The 18,958-nt window shown below is 43.1% G+C and carries 18 protein-coding genes; 10 read left to right on the plus strand and 8 right to left on the minus strand.

Annotated elements, in window-relative coordinates; all coding sequences use genetic code 11:
• Positions 1 to 121 precede the first annotated feature (121 nt).
• The 4 genes from pdeM to SNE26_RS26345 all read left to right on the plus strand — a co-directional run bounded on the left by pdeM (position 122) and on the right by SNE26_RS26345 (position 4,620).
• A complete protein-coding gene (pdeM, locus tag SNE26_RS26330) occupies positions 122 to 781 on the plus strand; it encodes a ligase-associated DNA damage response endonuclease PdeM (protein WP_321556821.1) in 660 nt (219 codons plus the stop codon).
• 182 nt (positions 782 to 963) lie between these two features.
• Positions 964 to 1,755, plus strand: a complete 792-nt coding sequence (locus SNE26_RS26335; protein ID WP_321556822.1) for a succinate dehydrogenase cytochrome b subunit — start codon at positions 964 to 966, stop codon at positions 1,753 to 1,755.
• A 41-nt stretch (positions 1,756 to 1,796) separates the two neighbouring features.
• On the plus strand, positions 1,797 to 3,731 hold the full coding sequence (locus tag SNE26_RS26340; RefSeq protein WP_321556823.1) for a fumarate reductase/succinate dehydrogenase flavoprotein subunit: 1,935 nt from the start codon (positions 1,797 to 1,799) through the stop codon (positions 3,729 to 3,731).
• Positions 3,732 to 3,834: 103 nt separating this feature from the next.
• Positions 3,835 to 4,620, plus strand: coding sequence for a succinate dehydrogenase/fumarate reductase iron-sulfur subunit (locus SNE26_RS26345; RefSeq protein ID WP_091210105.1), 786 nt, complete (start codon positions 3,835 to 3,837; stop codon positions 4,618 to 4,620).
• Between the two features lie 178 nt (positions 4,621 to 4,798).
• Here the strand turns inward: SNE26_RS26345 and SNE26_RS26350 are convergent, their stop codons facing one another.
• From SNE26_RS26350 to SNE26_RS26375, 6 genes are all read right to left on the minus strand, one after another.
• Positions 4,799 to 5,116, minus strand: a complete 318-nt coding sequence (locus SNE26_RS26350) for a 2Fe-2S iron-sulfur cluster-binding protein (RefSeq protein WP_274986207.1) — start codon at positions 5,114 to 5,116, stop codon at positions 4,799 to 4,801.
• A gap of 2 nt (positions 5,117 to 5,118) precedes the next feature.
• Positions 5,119 to 6,129 carry an NAD(P)/FAD-dependent oxidoreductase gene (locus SNE26_RS26355; RefSeq protein ID WP_321556824.1) on the minus strand — a complete coding sequence of 337 codons (1,011 nt, stop codon included), beginning with the start codon at positions 6,127 to 6,129 and terminating at the stop codon, positions 5,119 to 5,121.
• A 77-nt stretch (positions 6,130 to 6,206) separates the two neighbouring features.
• Positions 6,207 to 7,106, minus strand: coding sequence for a LysR substrate-binding domain-containing protein (locus tag SNE26_RS26360; protein ID WP_321556825.1), 900 nt, complete (start codon positions 7,104 to 7,106; stop codon positions 6,207 to 6,209).
• Between the two features lie 377 nt (positions 7,107 to 7,483).
• Positions 7,484 to 8,023 carry a DUF4199 domain-containing protein gene (locus tag SNE26_RS26365; RefSeq protein ID WP_321556826.1) on the minus strand — a complete coding sequence of 180 codons (540 nt, stop codon included), beginning with the start codon at positions 8,021 to 8,023 and terminating at the stop codon, positions 7,484 to 7,486.
• Positions 8,024 to 8,134: 111 nt separating this feature from the next.
• Entirely contained in the window at positions 8,135 to 8,602 is a 468-nt protein-coding gene (locus SNE26_RS26370) for a LuxR C-terminal-related transcriptional regulator (protein ID WP_321556827.1), read from the minus strand.
• A gap of 125 nt (positions 8,603 to 8,727) precedes the next feature.
• Positions 8,728 to 9,108: a hypothetical protein gene (locus tag SNE26_RS26375; protein WP_321556828.1), complete on the minus strand. Its 381-nt coding sequence runs from the start codon at positions 9,106 to 9,108 to the stop codon at positions 8,728 to 8,730.
• Positions 9,109 to 9,272: 164 nt separating this feature from the next.
• Here SNE26_RS26375 and SNE26_RS26380 point away from each other — a divergent pair, with 164 nt between their 5' ends.
• The 3 genes from SNE26_RS26380 (at position 9,273) to SNE26_RS26390 (ending at position 13,250) form a co-directional block, all read left to right on the plus strand.
• The gene (locus SNE26_RS26380) at positions 9,273 to 11,216 is read left to right on the plus strand and encodes a DUF1800 domain-containing protein (protein ID WP_321556829.1); all 1,944 of its coding nucleotides are present in this window, start codon (positions 9,273 to 9,275) and stop codon (positions 11,214 to 11,216) included.
• Positions 11,217 to 11,234: 18 nt separating this feature from the next.
• Positions 11,235 to 12,506, plus strand: a complete 1,272-nt coding sequence (locus SNE26_RS26385; RefSeq protein WP_321556830.1) for a DUF1501 domain-containing protein — start codon at positions 11,235 to 11,237, stop codon at positions 12,504 to 12,506.
• A gap of 240 nt (positions 12,507 to 12,746) precedes the next feature.
• On the plus strand, positions 12,747 to 13,250 hold the full coding sequence (locus SNE26_RS26390) for an RICIN domain-containing protein (protein ID WP_321556831.1): 504 nt from the start codon (positions 12,747 to 12,749) through the stop codon (positions 13,248 to 13,250).
• An 81-nt stretch (positions 13,251 to 13,331) separates the two neighbouring features.
• Here the strand turns inward: SNE26_RS26390 and SNE26_RS26395 are convergent, their stop codons facing one another.
• A complete protein-coding gene (locus SNE26_RS26395; RefSeq protein ID WP_321556832.1) occupies positions 13,332 to 13,937 on the minus strand; it encodes a YceI family protein in 606 nt (201 codons plus the stop codon).
• A gap of 124 nt (positions 13,938 to 14,061) precedes the next feature.
• Between SNE26_RS26395 and SNE26_RS26400 the strand changes: the two genes are divergently transcribed.
• Together SNE26_RS26400 and SNE26_RS26405 are read left to right on the plus strand one after the other, a co-directional pair.
• A complete protein-coding gene (locus SNE26_RS26400) occupies positions 14,062 to 14,937 on the plus strand; it encodes a winged helix-turn-helix domain-containing protein (protein ID WP_321556833.1) in 876 nt (291 codons plus the stop codon).
• A 322-nt stretch (positions 14,938 to 15,259) separates the two neighbouring features.
• A complete protein-coding gene (locus SNE26_RS26405) occupies positions 15,260 to 16,081 on the plus strand; it encodes an alpha/beta hydrolase (RefSeq protein WP_321556834.1) in 822 nt (273 codons plus the stop codon).
• A 124-nt stretch (positions 16,082 to 16,205) separates the two neighbouring features.
• On the opposite strand, the gene SNE26_RS26410 is transcribed toward SNE26_RS26405, so the two are convergent.
• On the minus strand, positions 16,206 to 17,042 hold the full coding sequence (locus SNE26_RS26410) for a glycosyltransferase family 92 protein (protein ID WP_321556835.1): 837 nt from the start codon (positions 17,040 to 17,042) through the stop codon (positions 16,206 to 16,208).
• A gap of 800 nt (positions 17,043 to 17,842) precedes the next feature.
• Here SNE26_RS26410 and SNE26_RS26415 point away from each other — a divergent pair.
• The gene (locus SNE26_RS26415) at positions 17,843 to 18,844 is read left to right on the plus strand and encodes a glycosyltransferase family 2 protein (protein WP_321556836.1); all 1,002 of its coding nucleotides are present in this window, start codon (positions 17,843 to 17,845) and stop codon (positions 18,842 to 18,844) included.
• Positions 18,845 to 18,958: the final 114 nt, after the last annotated feature.

The raw sequence follows: 18,958 nt of genomic DNA on the forward strand, positions 1-18,958 counted from the left end.
ACTCCATTGCGGTGTATTTGTAAGCTATGACCACACGTTTTTTAAACAGGTTACACCCTGATAAAAAAATATTTTCGCTCCCCCTTCAGGGGGCAGGGGGGCATTTATTAACTTTGCCTCAATGATAAGTGCGGCTACTCCTTTTAACCTGCTGGGGCAGGACCTTTTATTGCTTCCGCAAAAAGCAATTTACTGGCAACAGCAAAACGCCCTGATAATTGCCGATGTACATTTGGGGAAGGTTGGGCATTTTCGTAAGGCCGGGATAGCAGTACCGCGGGATATGGAACAAAGCGACCTGGCCGTACTTTCCGATCTGATTTACGAACACAAACCGGAGAAACTGATTTTCCTGGGCGATCTGTTCCACAGCGACTTGAACAACGACTGGGATTGGTTCATTCTCTGGCGAAGTCAGTTCCCGGCGTTACAGATCATCCTGATCCGCGGCAATCACGATATCATTGCAGATAAGCATTACCATAACCTGAATATCGAACTGCACGACGAATTGTTGATCGGGCCGTTTCTGATGATGCACCATCCGCTTGCCAATGACAAGGAGGAAAAGGCAGGTTACGTTTTCTGTGGGCATATCCATCCTGGGGTAAACTTAAGCGGTCGGGCACGTCAAAGCATCACACTGCCGTGTTTTGCCTTCGGCAGCAGGCAGGGAATACTACCGTCATTCGGAAAATTTACCGGGCGGGTAGCAATCCGAAGCCTTCAAAACGACAGGATCTTTGCTGTACTTAAAGATAAGGTTGTGGCTATCGCCTGATTTTTACTCGTAAAACCCTCTTTATTTCAATGAATTACCCGTCATAGTATTGTATTTGTATATTGAATACTAGTGCATTGCTTTAGATTGATTCTAAATAGTTTTTTGATCTTCAATAAGCCAAAACCTCTTCTATGTTTTGTTATTTAATAAATACTTTTGCCTAACAAATCCAATTCATAATGAGCGAATTCAAACAAACCTTAAACTCGTCGCTGGGCAAAAAGCTGATCATGGCTTTAACAGGCTTGTTTCTGTGTACCTTTTTAATTGTGCACGTAGGCGGCAACCTGTTGTTGTTTAAACACGATGACGGTTTCAGTTTTAACGTGTATGCCAACTTCCTTACGCATTTTCCGCCTATTGAAGTAATTGCATACCTGTTGTACCTTTCCATTTTAGTGCATGCACTATACGGCTTGATCCTGACTGTCAAGAACCGTAAAGCCCGCCCTGTACGTTATGCAGTAGCGGCAAAATCTGATGCCTCATGGTCATCAAAAAACATGGGCCTGCTGGGTTCAGTCCTGTTCCTGTTCATCGTTATCCACATGGGCGATTTCTGGTTCCGTTACCATAACGACAAAACTATGGGCTTTAAGGAGTACCGTACCGACCTGGCAACAGGCGAAACAAAAGTTAGCGATTACACCCCGGCCAATGCCGAATTCAGCCACTCGGTATCAACCGAAAACAATGTGGAAGTTGTTAGGGTAAAAGACCTGCACGCACGTGTTACTACCAGCTTCAGCAACCTTATTTACGTTATATTTTACGTAATAGCCATGGGTGCTGTAGCATTTCACCTGCTGCATGGTTTCCAGAGTGCGTTCCGTACGCTGGGCTGGGTGCACCGTAAATATACCCCGGTAGTTTACTTTATTGGCACATGGCTGTTCGCGGTTATCATTCCGCTGCTTTTCGCCGCCATGCCGGTTTATTACTACTACTTATCAACCCAGGGAGCTCACTAAGTTAGCTGGCCAAAAGCCACAAACATAAATACAAAGAAGAGATGACATTAGATGCTAAAATTCCTCAAGGCCCATTAGCCGAAAAATGGAGCAAGCATAAATTTGATCTGAAGCTGGTTAACCCCGCCAACAAGCGTAAATACGATATCATCATCGTAGGTACAGGTTTGGCCGGTGCTTCGGCGGCTGCAACACTGGCCGAACTGGGTTACAATGTTAAGGCATTTTGTTTCCAGGACAGCCCCCGCCGTGCGCACTCTATCGCCGCACAGGGTGGTATCAATGCTGCTAAAAATTACCAGAACGACGGTGACAGTGTTTTCCGTTTATTTTACGATACGATTAAAGGTGGTGACTACCGCGCCCGTGAAGCCAACGTTCACCGCCTGGCCGAAGTTTCGGTAAACATCATTGACCAGTGCGTTGCACAGGGCGTGCCTTTTGCCCGCGAATATGGCGGCTTGCTGGATAACCGTTCATTCGGTGGTTCGCAGGTATCGCGTACATTTTACGCGAGGGGCCAAACAGGGCAGCAGCTGTTATTAGGTGCATACTCTGCCCTTAACCGCCAGATCCATGCCGGTAAAGTTAAAGTTTATACCCGCCACGAAATGCTTGACGTGGTAACTATCGATGGCCATGCCAAAGGTATTGTTACCCGTAACATGCTTACCGGTGCTATTGATACCCATGCAGGCCACGCGGTATTATTGTGCACCGGTGGTTACAGCAACGTGTTCTATCTGTCAACAAACGCCATCGGCTCAAACGTAACGGCAGCCTGGAGGGCACACAAACGCGGTGCTTTCTTCGGTAACCCTTGCTATACTCAAATTCACCCGACCTGTATCCCGGTATCCGGCGATCACCAGTCTAAGTTAACGCTGATGTCTGAATCGCTGCGTAACGACGGTAGGGTATGGGCACCTAAAACTGTTGAAATTGCCGAGCAATTACGCAAAGGTACTTTGAAAGCTGACCAGGTTAAAGAAGATGACCGCGATTACTTCCTGGAACGTAAATATCCTGCTTTCGGTAACCTTGTTCCGCGCGACGTTGCTTCACGTAACGCCAAGGAAATGGTTGAAGAAGGCAGAGGTGTGGGTGGTTCGGGCTTCGCGGTATTCCTTGACTTTGCTGATGCCATTAAACGTTTAGGCGAAGAAACTGTTAAAGCCAAATACGGTAACCTGTTTGATATGTATATCCAGATCACCGACGAAAACCCGTATAAACAACCAATGCGTATTTACCCGGCGGTCCACTATACCATGGGCGGCCTTTGGGTTGATTATAACCTGAGCACTACCATTCCTGGTTTATATGCTTTAGGCGAATGTAACTTCTCCGATCACGGTGCCAACCGTCTTGGTGCATCAGCATTGATGCAGGGTTTATCAGACGGTTATTTCGTAATCCCTTATACCCTTGGTGATTATTTGGCTAAAACCGGTCCTAAAAAGGTTGATACCAGCCACCCTGCTTTTGAGCAAACCAAACAGGATGTAATTGCCCATGTAAATAAATTGCTTGCATTAAAGGGCACAAAAACCGTTAATGAATACCACCGCGACCTCGGTCACATCATGTGGGAATATTGCGGTATGGCCCGTACCGATGAAGGCCTGAGAAAAGCAAAAGGCCTGATCCAGGCATTGAAAGCTGATTTCTGGAAAAACGCCATCGTAACCGGCGAAAACGAAGAAGTAAATGCTTCGTTAGAAAGGGCTGGTCGTGTGGCCGATTTCATCGAGCTTGGCGAACTGATGATCGACGACGCTTTAATGCGTAAAGAATCATGCGGTGGCCACTTCAGGGTTGAATCGCAAACACCAGATGGTGAAGCATTGCGTGATGACGAAAACTTCGCGTTTGTAGCCGCCTGGGAGTTTAAAGGCGAAAATCAGCCGGAAGAGTTACATAAAGAGCAACTAACATTTGAAGCAGTACACCTGTCTCAACGTAATTATGCATAGTGAATGGTTGATTAAGTGAGTAGTTGATTAAGTTAAAACTACTCACCCAATCAACCACTCACTTAATCAACTGAAATAACGATATCTCAAATCTAAGTAAAAGATGAGTAACGGAAATATGAACCTGACGCTTAAAGTATGGCGTCAAAAAAATGCTCAAACCGCGGGTAAATTTGTAAGCTACAAAGCTGAGAACATTTCGCCTGACATGTCGTTCCTTGAAATGCTCGACGTGGTTAACGAAAGCCTTACCCACAAAGGTGATGAGCCAATTAACTTCGACCACGACTGCCGCGAAGGGATCTGCGGTATGTGTTCATTATATATCAACGGTCACCCGCACGGCCCGAAACGCGGTATCACTACCTGCCAGCTGCACATGCGTACCTTCCACGATGGTGAAACCATCACCATTGAACCATGGCGCGCAGAAGCATTCCCGATTGTAAAAGACTTAGCGGTTGACCGCTCTGCATTTGACAGGATCCAGCAAGCTGGTGGCTATGTTTCGGTAAATACCGGTGGCGTACCTGATGGTAACGCTATCCCAATCCCTAAGGTTATTGCTGATGAGGCTTTCAACTCGGCTACCTGTATTGGTTGCGGTGCCTGCGTTGCAGCTTGTAAAAACGCTTCGGCCATGCTGTTCGTATCGGCTAAGATCACCCAATTAGGGTTATTGCCGCAAGGCCAGCCAGAGCGCTACCGTCGCGTGCAATCAATGGTTGCCCAGATGGATGAAGAAGGCTTTGGTAGCTGTACCAACACTGGTGCCTGCGAAGCTGAATGCCCTAAGGAAATTAAACTGACCAACATTGCCCGCATGAACAACGACTATTTCAGCGCGAAACTGTTCAGGGAAGAAGAAGTACACGAACAAAATCATTAATTGATCATTTGTTTTGGATATCGTAAACGGCCCGGCTTGCCCGGGCCGTTTTATGTTTTGTTCAGAAGCTGATAAGCGACGTGATAAAATAAGGTAATAAAAACGCTCTTGCGTGTTTGGGAATAAGCACGCAAATTTTTTTTGATCCGGCTTAAGGCTTAGAACTAAGGCTTCCGACTTACTCCTCTCCCACCAGCTTAAATACCATCCCATCCATATCTTCAGAGATCCTGATCTGGCAGGCCAGTCGACTTGCAGGCGGGGCGTAGGGTAGCGTATCCAGTACGTCGAGTTCGGTATCCGTAGCAGTAAAATACTCTTCGGGCCCTTCTATCACCTGTACGTGACAGGTGGCACAAAGCGCCATGCCGCCGCAGGTGGCCAGTATATCATATTCAGATGCCTTTAACACTTCCATCAGGCTCAGGTTTATGCCTTCCGGAATTTCAACGGGCCTGCTGCCTCCGTCGCGGTCAATTATGGTTAAATTTATCATGGCTAAAAAGCGCTAACACCGTAAACGGTAGTGTATTTAAAACTCAGTTTTTGCTCGGGGTAAACATATTTGAAGGCACTTTGGGCCATTAAAGCACTCTCATGAAAACCGCATAAGATCAGCTTAAGCTTACCGGGGTAGATATTGATATCGCCAATGGCGTAAATACGTTCAATATTAGTGCTGTAATCAACGGTATTTACTGCAATGGCCGATCTGTCGATATTCAAACCCCAGTCGGCAATAGGGCCGAGTTTGGGGCTAAGGCCAAATAAAGGAATGAGGTGATCGGCTTCAATATGGCTCACCTGCTGGTCGCGATCAAGCAGGGTGATCTCCTGCAAACGATCATCGCCGGTTAAAGCAACTACGTTTGATTTAAGGATCAGGTCGATCTTACCTTCCCTGGCCAGTTCAAATACTTTTTCGGCACTATCGGGTGCTCCACGGAAAGTATCCCCCCTATGGATCAGTGTAACCCGTTCGGCTACATTGCTCAGGAAGACAGCCCAGTCAAGTGCAGAATCGCCGCCACCTGCAAGCACCACTTTTTTATTACGGAAATGTTCGGGGTTCTTCACCATATAGGCTACACCTTTTCCCTCAAAATCCGTAAGGCGGTCAATTTCCGGTTTACGGGGTTCAAAGCAGCCAAGGCCACCGGCAATTACCACCACCTGGCAATGCACAATCGTACCATCATTCGTGCTGATGTTGTAGGATCCGTCTTCATTGCGTTGCAGGTTTTCCACCCGCTCGCCCAAACTAAAGGTGGGATGAAACGGGGCTATCTGCAGCATCAAGTTATCCACCAGTTGCTGTGCGGTAACATCGGGATAGCCGGGAATATCATAAATAGGTTTATGCGGATAGATTTCAGAAAGCTGGCCGCCAACCTGTGGCAGCACATCAATAAGGTGGCAGCGCATTTTGAGCAGCCCGGCTTCAAAAACAGCAAATAAACCAACAGGCCCCGCGCCTATAATGCAGATATCGGTAGTAATTTTTTCCATATATGATCGCCTTTGTTTCAGCAATCAAATTTGCCGCTAAACCAACTGACAATCAAATGATATAAAGTAATATGCGATTACTTTAAGTTATAACTGGCGAGGCAAAAACGCTTAAATAATTCTATCAGCTTGCTGTGTTTTCCATGCAGTTGAATGAACTGAAAAGTGCGGAAAATCTCTAATCCTTTAACATCAATAATAGTGAGCTCGTTGTATTTTAGTTCACTCACTACCGATTGGATAGAAAGAAAAGTTGCTGTTTCTGAGTATAAAAGATATTGTTTTATGGCGATACTGCTTTCCAGTTGAATCTCGATATTCAGATCTTTAGGGTTGATCTGCACCGCAGCCAGGGCATTGAAGATAACATCCAGGGTGCCCGATCCGGCTTCCCTTAAAACCAGCGGAATTGCGGGTAATTGTTTAGGTGTGATCTCGGCCTTTTTGGATAACTTATTGTTAGCACTGGTCACCAGTACAATTTCATCCTTAACAAAATCGGTATAGGATAATTGCGGCGAATGGGCAGCCCCTTCTACAATGGCAATATCTATTTTTTCGGCCAATACCAGCTGCGAGATCTGATCTGTATTGGCCTGGATAAAGTTGAAAGTAACCTTTGGATATGTTTTTTTGAACAGAGCCAGCAGCTTGGGCAAAATAGTTTGCGCCACGGTGGTACTGGCCCCTATGTGCAACGTACCGGCTTCCAGGTTATTAAGCTGGGCCAGTTCGGTTTCCAGGTCGGTATAGGTTTGGAAAATCTTTTCGGCATATTTTTCAAGGATCTTGCCGGCAGTGGTAAGGGAAATATTATTGCCGTTTCGTTTAAACAATTGTACGCTGAGCTGCTGCTCCAGTTCCTTGATATGTTTGGTGACCGCGGGCTGGGTGATAAATAACTCGGACGCAGCTTTGGTAAAGCTTAACCGCTGTGCTACTGTATAAAAAACCTTCAGCCTGAAATCAAATATCATTGAGCCAATTTAGGAATAAATAGTTTATCCGGTATGGCATTGTGAGTAAGCATCAAGGCAACCTGAAAAAAATAATTATGACTTAAGAAATTTATTTTAAGGATGTTGTGCGATGGCTGCGTTAGGGATTGCAGTGAAAGCCCACAGCGTGGGTTGGGATTGTGGGAAGGCAAGGCGAGGACTTGTAACGGAAAAGCCCGGCCCGTTGGCTAACGGGAACGCCCAAACCTATAAAACAGATCGAAAATATATTTAATAATCAACAACTTACAATCATGTCATTGCAGTGAAGCAATCGCATACTATACAGGGGCGGCTATGCTTCCGTGCGATTGCCACACTGCACGCAATGGCATAAAGTTATACCGATGTGTTTTTTAACTTGTAGCCAATTGCGGGCTGGCATTCTTACGTTTTAATATCAATGCCGCTATCAGAGCAATCACCAGGCCAACAGGCAGTACTTCCATATAAGTAAGTATGATAACACCCAAAGGATTTTTATACATGTTTACATAAGTAGCCATACTTGCGGTTTGCTGTTTAAGTTCCGCGTCTGTTGCGCCATGGGCTTTGGCATCCCTTAAAACATGAGCTACATATTTGGTCATAAAATCGGGATAGAAGTTATAGAATTCAATGAGCCATACAAGTACATAAACAGTTGATGTGATCAACACAATGTAAAAACCTATCTTAAAAGCTTTACCAAAGCTGATGACGCCACCATTGTATTTATCGCGATAGTTTTTGATGGCTACGAATATTAATGAGAAAGCCAGCAGCATAGAACCGTAGCCAACCCACATGCTGCCCTGAAAATTGGGGTTGTTGTAACACAGGGCACCCGAAATGCTCATCGTTGCCGCTATGATCAAACCGGAGATTGATCCAAAAACAAGTACATTCTTTTTCATATCGTTTTATGTTTTGATAGCACAAATTTGATAGTTCGGTATATTTTGAAGGTCATACTTTAGGGTGATTTTGTAAACACAAGTCAATTTAACCCTAAAGTATGAGCATGCTCAGGGAATGATACACAACCGTTTGGCCATTTCGACAGCCTGGGTACGGCGCTTAACTTCCATTTTTTCAAACACCTTTGCCGAATGCGTTTTGATGGTATTCAACGATACAAACAACCGCTCAGAAATTTCCTGGTTACTTAGCCCTTCGGCCATCAGTTGCAAAACTTCCAGCTCACGTTTACTAAGGCCGAGCTTATCAAGTTCGGTTTGATTAATGGTAAATTCGGGGCCATTGTTAATGTAAACCTGTTTTTCAACAACTACTGTTTTGGGTTTGGTAAGTTTAAGTGCAAGCCAAATTCCCAGTACGGTGAAAAATACTGCTATAGCACCCATGTAAGCTTCATAGGCATTATCAATAATGATCAGTTTAAGCTCAAGCCATTTCAACAAAAACAACAGCAATGCAAGCGCTACCGCGTACAGTATGGTATGTTTGTTTTTAGCCAATAGATTTGAAGCCATATTATAATCACTGAATTATCTTAAAATTAGGATTATTTAAGATAAGCAGAAAAGCCCACAAAACAAAAAAGCGGGAATATCCCGCTCTTAAACTTATAATCTAATCCTGAAAATTTTGGTTCCCTTTATTCATCAGCGCTATCGCCTGTTTTAGCCGCGTCTTTCTTAGCTTTTTTATCAGCCTTTAATTTTGCATAGGCTTTTTGTTGTTCGGGGGTGAAAATCTTGTTTAAGCCGGTAGCAGTGCGTTGTTTGATCTTTTGATCGGCCAGGTGACTTGTTTTTTTATCTTGTTTCAGTTTTTTCAGGCTATCGATACTTGTTGCCTGGGTAAGCAGGATAACGTTCACTTTTTTAGCCTGGTCGGCAGTAAGTTTTAAGTTTTTTTGCAGGTGCTCGGTTTTGTTGGCCGCTTTTTGAGCAGGCGTTTTTTCAACCTTTTTTTGTGCGTTGGCTGCGAAGTTTAGTCCGCCGGCAAGGGCCAGTAGCATCAGTAGTTTTTTCATGTTTTTTTATTTTTTGCAGATAATTAATTTATTGACAATATAGATCAGTTTTAGTTTAAATGGCCATACATTTAAGTTTGTTTTACAATTAAATTAAACCAAAGGGCTTTTTTATGGTCATACTAATGCAAAAGTTAAATTTTTAATTTAATAACCCGGATACTATGAAAAAGGCTGTTAAGTACTGGTGTGGCTTTGTTGTGTTGTTGTGTTTGTTTACCGTATTTACTGCCTTTTTGCCGGGCTATCCTACTGCAAGTTTAAAATTTCCCTATAAACAGGCGGGTTTAACAGCCGAACAGGCTGCGGCTCATTTATTGAGCCGTTTTACTTATGGGGCAACCCCGGGCGAAGTAGAAGAAGTAGCCAAAATAGGCCTTGAAAAGTGGTTTGCCCAACAATTGGATGCCCAACTCCCGGATGATTCCCTTAATCAACTCTTAAATAAATACGATGCCTTAAAACTGAGTAATACAGAAGTTGTTGCCCAATACCCCAAAGGCGCGCAGGTTTTGCGAATGGCTGTCAGGGATGGTGTAGTCAACAAAGATTCGGTAAAAACAGATCGCAAGGCTTATCGCGATCAGTTGCAAAACTACATGCAGCAAAACGGACTAAAACCCGAGCAGGAGCTGTTACGCCAATTCATCAACCAAAAAATATTAAGAGCTGCTTACAGCAATAATCAATTACAGGAAGTAATGACCAGCTTTTGGTTCAATCATTTCAATGTATCTATAGTAAAAAACGACTGCTCCCAGTTTATTCCCGCTTATGAGCGCGATGTGATCCGCCCGAATGCCCTTGGCAAATTTAATGATCTGTTATTAGCTACTGCCAAATCGCCGGCTATGCTATATTATTTGGATAATTTCAGCAGCTCGGGGAATAAGGACAATATGGAGCAAGGCAATGTGCCAATCCGTCGCCGGTTGATACAGCAAATGCAAAGTGCCGATACAGGTCGGTTTACCAATATGCCCAAACTAAACAAAGCAAAAAAAGCACAGGGGCTTAATGAAAATTATGCCCGCGAGGTAATGGAACTGCATACCCTTGGCGTTGATGGCGGCTATACCCAGCAGGATGTTACCCAGGCTGCCAAAGTGCTTACCGGCTGGTCGGTTTACCCAATGGGTACTTACGGACAAGCCGGGCAAAAACTGATGACCCGCATTGGAGATGAAAAACTGCAAAGCCGCGGTTTTGTACATGATAGCGATTTTCTGTTTAACCCCAACAAGCATGATAATGGCGAAAAGACGGTATTAGGCCATCATTTTGCAGCCGGAGGCGGGTACGATGAGGGTGTGCAACTGCTTAATATGCTGGGACATCAACAAGCTACGGCGAAATTTATATCAAAGAAAATAGCTGTGCGATTTGTGAGCGATAGCCCGCCGCAAAGCCTTATTGATAAAATGGCCCGTACTTTTATGAATAAGGATGGTGATATTAAACAGGTATTGATCACCATGGTTAATGCGCCTGAATTTTGGAGCGCGGCAGCCGTAAGGGAAAAAACAAAATCGCCTTTTGAGCTGGCCATAGGCTCGGTACGTTCCTTACATGCCGATATTACCCAGCCTTACCAGTTATTTAACTGGATCAATAAAATGGGCGAAAAGATGTACTATTACCAGGCCCCGACCGGCTTCCCCGATAAAGGCCAATACTGGATCAATACCGGAGCATTGCTTAACCGTATGAACTTTGGTTTGGCGCTGGCATCGGGCCGGATCCCCGGGGTAAAGGTTGGTCTTACAGCACTCAATAACCATCACGAGCCCGAAAGCGCACAAGCCGCGCTCATGACCTATAGTAAGATCATTATGCCGGGCCGTAAGCTTGATGAAACCATCAAGCGGCTTACCCCGATGCTTAACGATCCCAAACTTATGGAAAAGGTTGACAAAGCCAGCGCCAAAACTCCTGCCGCAACCGCGGTGCCGGCGGCTGCCAACGATGAGATGATGGATCAGCAGGCGGGCTTAAAAGGTAAACGAAAAAATAATTTTATAGCGATGCAAACTAACACGGGTAACAACTCTATGCTGGCGCAGGTGGTTGGGGTTATCATTGGCTCGCCCGAATATCAGAGGCGTTAATTGCAGGAGGATAAATAAATGGTATCAAGAAGAGGATTTTTAAAATCGGGCGGACTGGCCCTTTTAGGCGTAGGATTGCTGGGCGGGATACCCGGTTTTTTAGCCGAGGCAGCTGCGAGCGAAAAGATCTTATCACCCTATAAAAAGAAAAAAACGCTGGTATGTATCTTTCAGCGGGGCGCTATGGATGGCCTGATGGCTGTTACCCCATTTACAGATGATTATTTGAAAGCAGCCCGGCCAAACCTGTTCATGTCGGCAGCCAAAAATGGTGCGGGCAACCCGTTGATAGACCTGGACGGGCGCTTTGGTTTGCACCCTGCCATGAAGGCATTTGAACCCATGTTCCGCGAAAAGCGTTTGGGCGTTGTTCATGGCATAGGCTCACCCAATAATACCCGTTCGCATTTTGATGCACAGGACTATATGGAATCGGGCACTCCATTCAATAAAGGCACCTCAAGCGGCTGGCTTAACCGCGCCGTGGGTTTGCTTGGCCATGATGCACTTACTCCTTTTACAGCGGTGAGCATGACATCGGCCATGCCGCGTTCTTTTTATGGCGATAATCCCTCGGTAGCCATCAGCAATTTGCAGGATTTTGCCATTCAAATGCGGGGCAATCCTGCCGGAGCTAATATGGCAGCAAAAAGTTTTGAAGACTTGTATGATCAAACCGCATCGGGTTTATTGAAACAAACCGGAAAGGAAAGTTTTGAGGCCATGAAAATGCTGCAGAAAACCGATGTTAAAAATTATACACCTGCCAATGGCGCTGTTTACCCCAACTCGGCATTGGGCAATTCGCTGAAACAAATAGCCCAACTCATTAAAATGGATGTGGGACTGGAAGTTGCCTTTGCCGAATCGAACGGGTGGGATACCCACTTTAACCAGGGAACCGAAAATGGCATCTTCGCCCGGAATGTTGCCGACCTAAGCAACAGTATGATGGCCCTGTGGACTGACCTTGGCGCCTACCAGGACGATGTTACTGTAATGACCATGACCGAATTTGGCCGTACCGTACATCAAAACGGGACAGGTGGTACCGATCATGGCAGGGCCTCATGTAATTTTATTTTAGGTAATAATGTAAGCGGCGGTTTAGTTTATGGCGATGTGAAGCCGCTCGCCGTCGAGAACCTTGAAGATGGCCGCGACCTTGCGGTAACTACCGACTTTAGAAGTGTGTTCAGTTCAGTAGCTGATAAGCATCTCTCCATAAATAATGATCATATACTGTTTCCCGACTGGAAAGGGGATAGGGTGAATGTGATGAAAGGGTAAGTAAGACCGAAGTACTGCCGCCGCTCGCCTCCTGGCAAGTGGTAACTATTGCACAGCACACTGGCCTGTATGCAATCGCGGGCATCCTGCTGCATAAAGGCGCCCGGCTGAAGTCGGGCGTTGGTAAAGTGCAGTCAAGTTTCAAAAGCTATTTTTGATACATATCGACTAAAAACTGAACCGATATGAATAACCCCCATTTAGCAGTTTAAGTTAAATTCGTTTAAACAGTTCATTTCCATGAAAAAAACCATCTGTCTGTTCAGCCTTTTCCTATTGTTTAGTTTAACGCTTTCTGCACAGGAAATAAAAGGCAATTATGCAATCAAGAATGAGCAAACCGGGATGCTGTTACGGGTTAAAGACGCACATTCAGAAAACGGTACCCCACTGGTTGCTTACTATCCCGAAAACTGGAAATGCATGACCTGGAATTTTAAACATATTGCAGCGAATACCTATCAGCTTCAGAATTTGCTTACCAATAAAACATTTCAGCCTAAGGGCGATGCTGATGTAAACGTAGCTTTAGAGGAACAACCGCTTAATGCAAACAGCGCCAATCAGCAATATGAATTTGAGGCGATAGATAAAGATACTTTCATGATTAAACTGAAAGGAACAGACTTATACATTACTCCATCTGATAAAAAGGGAGCAGTTAACTCACAGATAGTTTTAGCTAAAAAGACAAATACAAAAGACCAGTATTGGGATATTTACCCACAATCGCCTGCCATGTGATTCACTATCTGAAGATGCTGTGCTAAGCGGTAATATTGCGATGAATAGGATTATGCAACTGTATCTGCCTGCAACAGTGCGTTAATCAGCCGTAAATAAAAGATTCAGCGAAACTGCTATCTCGTCGGTGATAACTGTGTTTTTTATGGCCGAAAAGAAATCCCATGCTTCACGTTTGGGCTGCATATCGATTTTCCACTTAATACGGTCAATTGTTGTATTTGCTTTAGCGCTGATAATATCGTTCTTTTTGATGATAGCTGCCATAAATTCAATGGAATTACTGATCCCTTTTATAGTAAGGATGCCGGCCACTTTAAAATTGGTTGATTGGCCAACGCGTGTAATTTCTTTAACAACCATGGTTGCTTCCGGGTATCGGTCTATTGCAAAAAAGCCTTCTTTTTTCAACTCTTCATCTACCTTTTTATTCCCGGCTGCATCGGCATGATCGGTGCTGCGCATAGTGTTCATATTCAGGCTAAAGGTTCCGTTTTTAGGTTCGCCGCCGGCTGTATAATCCAGGTTGCCCGAGTTAAAAAGCAGATAGCCGTAATGACCGCCCATGGTTTTGCGGGTATCCCATAAAACTTTACTTTTTTTAACATCTAAATGGTAGGTTTGCTGTGCCGCGGCCGGGAGCAGGGCCATGGACAGCAACAGGATAATTGCGGATTCTTTTAACATTGCTTAATTGATTTATGGCGCAAACCTACTCAGCTTCAATATGTTTGTTATTGCTGATATTGTAAATAAAATTGTAAACTTTGTAAATTAAATCTCCAGGAATATGGCCGGCTCCAAATCACCAATGAATAAGACAACCAAACGCCTGCTGGGGCTTGGTTGTCTGCTGCTCATGACCCTTTTATGTGTGGCTTTCAGCTTTACCGGTAAGGATGACTTTGATATGGCCCGGCAGGAAATTCTGCTCCGCAGAATTGGACATGAGGTGCTGTTATATTCAGGTGATAGTACGTCGCGGGTGATGCCGGTACAAAAGGTTGCCGAAAATGAGTACCAGTTACGGTTTGAAAATGAATTTTCTTTTCAGCCTGATTCGCTCGAAAAAGCAATCGGCAGTGCGCTGGCAAAGGACAACCTGGCTAACGACTATATTGTGAGCGTTTTGAATTGTACAGGGAAGGATGTGATATTTGGCTATGCTATATTCAAAAATAAAAAAGATAACATAATGCCCTGCTCGGGGCGGAAACAGCCTAAAAGCTGTTATGTGATCAACCTCAAATTCAAAAGCCAGGGATTGAATATGCCTCAAAAAGGCTATTTAATTGGCGGGATACCTTTATTGGCATTTATCGGGCTTGTAATTTCAATGTCGGGTAAAGGCCGAAAAAATATAGTTGAAAACAGCCCTGCCCCGGATAATGGTTTTAAAATGGGTAATATCATATTTAACCCGGCCAGGCGGCAGTTGCAAAGTGCCGGAATGGTTACCGAACTTACCTTAAAAGAAAACAAACTGCTGCTCATCTTCGCCCGGTCGCCAAATGTGATCATTGAAAGGAGCAGGCTTCAGAAGGAGATTTGGGAAGATGAAGGCGTAATTGTTGGCCGGAGCCTTGATATGTTCATATCAAAACTACGCAAAAAACTGGAGCATGATCCGGCTATTAAACTGGTGAATATACACGGCAAGGGATATAAGCTGGAAATCAACGGGTAATTACTTTTGTGATTACAAACTACAGGTAATCCAAAGGCCAAAATACAGTAACACGGCTTTTTACAAATGATTTTTATAGCAGCAATGCATATCTTCAAACCTTTCTGTCAAAAAAATAGCTGATTTATCGCATACAGGTAAATTTCGATACGATTTTGAATGCCCCCTCTTTAATTTACTACTTTTGGACTGCCTATCAGCTTTGCTTTCGGATAAACAAAAACATCCTGAGAAAAGCATAAAGGTGTTACACTGATAATCATTTGTTAAAAACTGCCCTGCATCTTCAGCGTTTTATTAATCACCATAATTGAAAAACAAAATGAGTAAAATTACAGTAAAAGACGGAACCGAAATTTATTACAAGGACTGGGGAACCGGGCAACCATTGGTTTTTCATCACGGCTGGCCCCTATCTGCCGATGACTGGGATGCCCAGATGTTCTTCTTCCTTGAACAAGGATACCGGGTTATAGCGCACGACCGCCGCGGTCACGGACGCTCAAGCCAAACCGCAACAGGTAATGAAATGGACACCTATGCAACCGATGTTGCCGAGCTTGTTGAGGCACTTGACCTGAAGGATGCAATCCACATCGGGCACTCTACAGGTGGTGGCGAGGTTATTCATTACGCTGCAAAATATGGAAAAGGCCGCATTGCCAAAGCTGTGCTGATCAGTGCGGTTCCTCCTGTTATGGTTCAAAGCGAAAGTAACCCCGATGGTGTTCCGATTGCTGTATTTGACGGGATCCGTGAAAGTACGGCAACTCAAAGAAATCAATTTTACCAGGACCTAACTATTCCGTTTTACGGTTATAACCGCGAAGGTGCTAAAGTTTCACAAGGCATCAGGGACAACTGGTGGCGCCAGGGCATGATGGGTGGTATAAAAGCACATTATGACTGTGTTAAAGCTTTTTCGGAAACAGATTTTACAGAAGACCTTAAAAGCGTGGATATTCCTGTACTTGTTTTGCATGGCGAAGACGACCAGATCGTTCCGTTTGCAAACTCGGCACTAAAGTCTATAAAGCACCTGAAAAATGGTAAACTGATCTCTTACCCGGGTTTCCCGCATGGTATGCCTACTACCGAGGCTGCAACCATCAACAAAGATCTTTTAGCTTTTATTAAAGAATAATATAAAAAGTTATTTTGTTAAATTAAATAACTATAACTAAATCGACTGCCCGTAAAAGGCAGTCGATTTTACTAATGTTTCTCAGTAATTATTATTAAAGAATAATTTAAACATTATATACAAGTTATCCCACCGGTTCCATTTTTAATTTATCCTGTGTTTTAACTTTAATTATTTCAAGTATCGTTGTATCCTGTACAATGTTTGTATCATCATTATGCTCGTGAAAATCAGCCATTTTTCTAAACCTGATCATATCACCGGCACCCCGGCTAATTTTTTCCAGATATTCTTCTTCCGACCGGCAGTAATAATGATTTATTTGAATCTTATCTACATTCACATCTGAAAATGCACCTGCCACCGGCTCAAAGTTTTCATTTACCGCAAACTTTTCGTTCGTGTAATAAAAATAATGGGGGTTATCACACTTGTCGGCAAACTTTGGCTGAATGATACATTTAGTATGGCGGTTTTTGGGGAAATTTGTTTCCGATCGTAATACAAAGCTCTCCAATTGTGGTTTATTGGTTCGTTTTTTATGGCCGTTTGAACCAAATATAAGCCAGTTAACGTTGAGGCCGCCATATTCTTTATAATCTTCAAGAAATTCGGACAGATTGTATGGATATGCTTTAGGAACAATAAATTCATCCATATCAACAAATGCTATCCATTGGGTGGATTCACCAAACCTTTTAACACAGTCATTATAGGCATTCATCTGTTGGCCCTGCCCTTTTATTTTTCTAACAGTTACATAGGAGCTTAACTTCAGTTTCTTCAACGTTTCTTTGACGGAAATTTTACTCTCGTTGTCATAAAGATAAAAATGCTCTACTCCAATTAATAAGTAATAATTTATCCATTCTTCAAGGTAAGTATTTTCGTCTTTTATGATGGCGCAAACAGTGAGCTTGTAGTGCTGTTTTGATTTTGTAAAATATTTTAAGGCATGCATAGATATATACAGATTAGTTTGTGAATAAGGTTTAGTTACCGGTCAACTTGTTGTACAAGGGCTTATCAGGTATTATGCCGCCGGGCAAATCTTCTTGCAAAATTCATTTTTGATAAGTCTTTACGTTCCTTCGCAAACGAAAACAAATCGTCATAATCAGCAAACATGGATTTGTAATAGCGGAAGGCCAATACTTATTACGCTTGTTTAATAACGCGTGATATAGTTTTTTCAATATAATTTTTGTCGGCAGATTTCAGGTTATGATATCCTTTCATATTACCGGATAATAAAATATTAGTGTTTTTTTAATTACGATAAAATTTTCGTTAACGCTACATGCTTTCTGAGGTAATTTACCCTTTATGTCAATTTTCCGGTTGCCTTTTAAAAAGTTGGGCAGTAATGCCATGATGATCCGGAATTAATTGTTTTCTGGCGATTATTTAAACCGCAAAATCTTGTTTTTGAAGCAAGAAACTATAATACTGAAAATGAAAGCTGTTTGTAACACAATTATGTTATTGGGTATAAATCCCAAAGATATAAAAACATATATACAATTGTAAAGGCTTCCTCCCCCTCCTCTATGTGATTAATACAAAATCGCTTGGTTATCTGCGGTTATGCCTGATTTAAGTACGGCCGCAAAAAAGGCATCAATATTGCTTGAAGTTTTCTTCAGGAATATATCGTATAAGTTAACTCCGATGGGTTAAATATGTTAAAAAATGATTGCATTGTAATTATTCGTTAAAAGTTTACGTTAATACTAAGTAATGAACAAAAGTTTACTATCTATGAAAGATACCCCCCTTGTTTCTATTGTATTGTGCACATACAACGGAGAGAAGTACCTGCGTCAGCAATTGGACACGTTGATTACACAAACTTATGAAAACGTTGAAATTATAGCAGTTGATGATTGCTCTTCGGATAGCACATGTGATATTCTGCAGCAATATGCAGCTTTGCATCCCCGGTTTCATGTTTATAAAAATGACCGTAACGTCGGTTTCGCAAAAAACTTTGAAATAGCCTTTGGCTATTCAAAAGGAGAACTCATCGCTTTTTGTGATCAGGATGATTTATGGCACCCTGAAAAGATTGAATTACAGGTAAACGCAATAGGCAATAACCAGCTTATTTATCATGATTCGGAGTTTATTGATGAATACGGCCAACGCTTTTCTTATTATAACTCGGAAGTGGTTAATGATAGCGGGAGTAATTACAACTACAAAATGTCGGATGTTTATAATTTTTATAAAGGCAACGACCCGGAAGTTTTCCTGCTGCAAAATTGTGTTTCCGGCCATGCTATTATGGCGAGGCGTGATTTACTGAAGCACGCCCTTCCTTTTAATAAAGAGTTTTATCACGATTGGTGGCTCAGTTATGTTGCTGTAAATATTGGTACTATAGATTTTATACCAAAGTGCCTGGTTAAGTATCGTCGTCATGCTGAAAGCAGTACTGTAAAGGATAGAAACACGGAAACTAAAGGTCAAAAGCTAAAACAGGATATCAAATGGATAGCTCATTGTTTAAAATTTAAGTCGAACAAGAACCCTGAATTTGTAAAAAGGCTGTATAATCTTTATAGCGGATATACCAGCCATTTTTTGTCGCTGCGTTTATGGTGGCTCCTTAAACAAAATGCCCATAAACTATATTACTTAACCAAGCGCAGTGAAATATCACAACAACGCGATGTAAACCGCTTTATCTGGGGTGTGAGGTCACGCGATTTTTGGTACACGCATATCAAAAAGAAGCCGGAAAAAGTATTTAATATTTGAGTTCCATGCTTTCGTGATAGCCCGTTTACTATTGAAATGTTTATTATTTTTGGATGATGCATCCGGAATTTGAAACATATCTGCGAAGAAGCAACCTGTCTGAAGAGGCGATCC

The sequence above is a fragment of the Mucilaginibacter sp. cycad4 genome (genome assembly GCF_034263275.1).
GTDB lineage: Bacteria > Bacteroidota > Bacteroidia > Sphingobacteriales > Sphingobacteriaceae > Mucilaginibacter.